3 protein-coding genes are annotated in these 2,423 nt (G+C 65.2%); all 3 read left to right on the forward strand.

Annotated features, from left to right (window positions below):
* The first annotated feature begins 73 nt into the window (after nt 1-73).
* The 3 genes from tnpA to tnpC are packed head-to-tail and all read left to right on the forward strand — an operon-like array spanning nt 74 to nt 2,374.
* Nucleotides 74-466 carry an IS66 family insertion sequence element accessory protein TnpA gene (tnpA, locus tag OKA04_RS24335; RefSeq protein ID WP_264503833.1) on the forward strand — a complete coding sequence of 131 codons (393 nt, stop codon included), beginning with the start codon at nt 74-76 and terminating at the stop codon, nt 464-466.
* Nucleotides 460-813, forward strand: coding sequence for an IS66 family insertion sequence element accessory protein TnpB (tnpB, locus tag OKA04_RS24340; RefSeq protein ID WP_264503834.1), 354 nt, complete (start codon nt 460-462; stop codon nt 811-813). Before tnpA ends, tnpB begins: the two co-directional genes overlap by 7 nt.
* Nucleotides 814-865: 52 nt before the next feature.
* Complete coding sequence (gene tnpC, locus OKA04_RS24345; protein WP_264503835.1) at nt 866-2,374, forward strand: IS66 family transposase; 1,509 nt, start codon at nt 866-868, stop codon at nt 2,372-2,374.
* The last annotated feature ends 49 nt before the right edge of the window (nt 2,375-2,423 follow it).

The following is a 2,423-nucleotide window of genomic DNA, read 5'->3' on the forward strand; positions in this document are numbered from 1 at the left end:
GTAAGCGTGGTCCGCAGCACCGTCCGTAGGTTCTTGGAGCTGGGCAATCGTCGGTGTCGGATATCCGACACCTATGGATCGGGAGACGGGATTGATCAGAACGGACCAGGTCGGGAGGCTGCGCTTCACCAAGGAGCAGCGCCGGGTGCTGCTGGAGGCCTTCGAAGGCAGCGGCCAGACCGCTAGCGGCTTTGCCGCGCAGCACGGGATCAAATACACGACGTTCACCGGTTGGATCCAGCAGAGACGCAAGGATGCCAAGCCGGGTTCAGCGCTCGCCGTTGCAATGGAACCCGTAGCGCCGCTGCTGCTCGCCGAGGTCTCATGCGAGGACGTCTGCCCGCCGCCGGGAGCATCCCCGGCATTGGAAGTGTGCCTGCCCAACGGCACGAGGCTCGCCGTCGGCGGGATTGCCCAAGTGCCGCTGGCCGCGGCGCTGATCCGCGAGCTGTCCCGGCCATGCTGAGCTTTTCCGGCAGCCTCAAGGTCTTTGTCGCCGTGGAGCCCTGCGACATGCGCAAGTCGTTCCATGGTCTCCACGACGCGGTGACGGGCAAACTCAAGGAAGACCCGAAGGGTGGCGCGGTCTTTGCCTTCACCAACCGGCGTCGCACGATCCTCAAGCTGCTCTACTTCGACGGGAGCGGCCTGTGGGTTTTGGCAAAACGGCTGGAACGCGGGGCCTTCTCCTGGCCGAAAGGGGCGGATGTCCGGGACGGGAAGCTGAGGCTGAGTTCCACCGCTTTGGCCCTGCTGCTCGACGGCATCGACATGCGCGACGGCTGCAAGCGGCCATGGTATGAGCTGCCCTGATGCGGAGCGGCAGAGCGAAAGGGCATGCCATTTGCTACGGTATTTGCCGTAGATGGGCGGCGAGGAACGGCAGCGATGGATCGACGAGGTCGCGAAGCGCGACGCGGAGATCGTCGTGCTGAAGCAGACCGTCGACGCGCTATGCCGCAGGATTTTCGGCAAGAGCAGCGAGCAACTCGACCCTGCGCAGCTCGAACTCTTCGAGCGGCCAAAAAAAGCGCCAGCCGCCGATCCCGCAGACCCCGGACCGGCGGCTGAGGACCCTGAAATCCGCCGGCAGCGCCGGGGCAAAGCCCGCCCGCCGCGTATCCCGGAACACCTGCCCATCACCGAACATGTCCTCGACCCGCCCGAGGTGCTGGCAAACCCGGAGCAATGGCGGCGCATCGGCGAGGAAGTGCGCGAGCAGCTCGACTACAAGCGCGGCGAATTCCGGCGCATCCGCCTGGTCCGCGGCAAATACGTCCGCAAGGGCGATGTGCTGGCCAAGCCGGTCGTCGCGCCGCTGCCGCCGTCCCTGCAAGACCGTTGCATCGCCACGCCGGGGCTGATCGCCGAGGTCATCGATAACCGCTTCGCCTGCCACCTGCCTTACTACCGGCAGGCCGAGATCTTCGCGCGGCAAGGCGTGATCTTCCATCGCAAGACCCTGTGCGACTGGGCGGCGCTGGGAGCTGATTGGCTGTCATCGGTCTATCGTGCAATCCAGCACGAGCACTGGCGAAGCGCTTACCGGCAGTTTGACGAGACGCCGATCGACTACCTTGAGCCTGGCAGCGGGAAGGCGCAGGCGGGCTACCTGTGGGCCTCGAATATCCCCGGCGGCAGCGTGTTCTATCAGTGGCGTGCCGGGCGCGATGCCGGTGGTGTCGCCGCGCTCTTCGGGCCTTCCGTCCCCGCCGCCTGCACGATCCAGTGCGATGGTTACGAGGCTTACGCTGCATGGGCCAGGGGCAAGCCGCACATCGTCCTGGCTGGCTGCCATGCCCACATGCGGCGGAAATTTTTCGATGCCAAAGAACAGGAACCCAAGCTCGTCGCCTGGATCCTGCGGCAGATCGGCCACCTCTACCGGATCGAAAAGCAACTGCGCGAAGCCAAGGCCGGGCCAGCGCTGCGCGAAGCCGTGCGTGCCTCACAAAGCCGCATGATCCACCGCCGCCTGAAGGCCGTGATCGATCGGCTGGCGCTGCGCGCCATCCTGCCCAAGACCAAGCTTGCCGAGGCCCTCCGCTATGCAGCCAGGCAGTGGAGCAAGCTTGAGGTCTACCTTGCCGATGGCCGGATCGAGATCGACACCAACCTCGTTGAGAATGCCATTCGTCCGACGAAGCTGGGTGCCAAGAACTGGTTGTTCATCGGCTGCCGGGAAGCGGGCCAGCGGGCCGCCATCCTTTACACAATCGTCGAGAACTGCCGGCGGCTGGGTATCGACACCCGGGAGTATCTGGAGAACGTGCTCACCCGCTTGCCCGCCATGAAGGAAAGCGAGGCGGCCACGCTTGCCCCGGCGAATTGGCTGCGTGCCCTCCAAGGCAAGCCGGTTCGGAAAGCGGCCTGAGCACGAGAACCGCCAAGGAAAATCACACGGCGGCTCGGACCACGCTTAC

The organism is Luteolibacter flavescens, from assembly GCF_025950085.1.
Classification (GTDB): Bacteria; Verrucomicrobiota; Verrucomicrobiia; order Verrucomicrobiales; family Akkermansiaceae; genus Haloferula; species Haloferula flavescens.

Excerpts from the sequence above, each read along its gene's own strand:
- tnpA (WP_264503833.1), top strand. The coding sequence starts at position 74 with ATGGATCGGGAGACGGGATTGATCAGAACGGACCAGGTCGGGAGGCTG.
- tnpC (WP_264503835.1), top strand. The coding sequence starts at position 866 with ATGGGCGGCGAGGAACGGCAGCGATGGATCGACGAGGTCGCGAAGCGC.
- tnpB (WP_264503834.1), top strand. The coding sequence starts at position 460 with ATGCTGAGCTTTTCCGGCAGCCTCAAGGTCTTTGTCGCCGTGGAGCCC.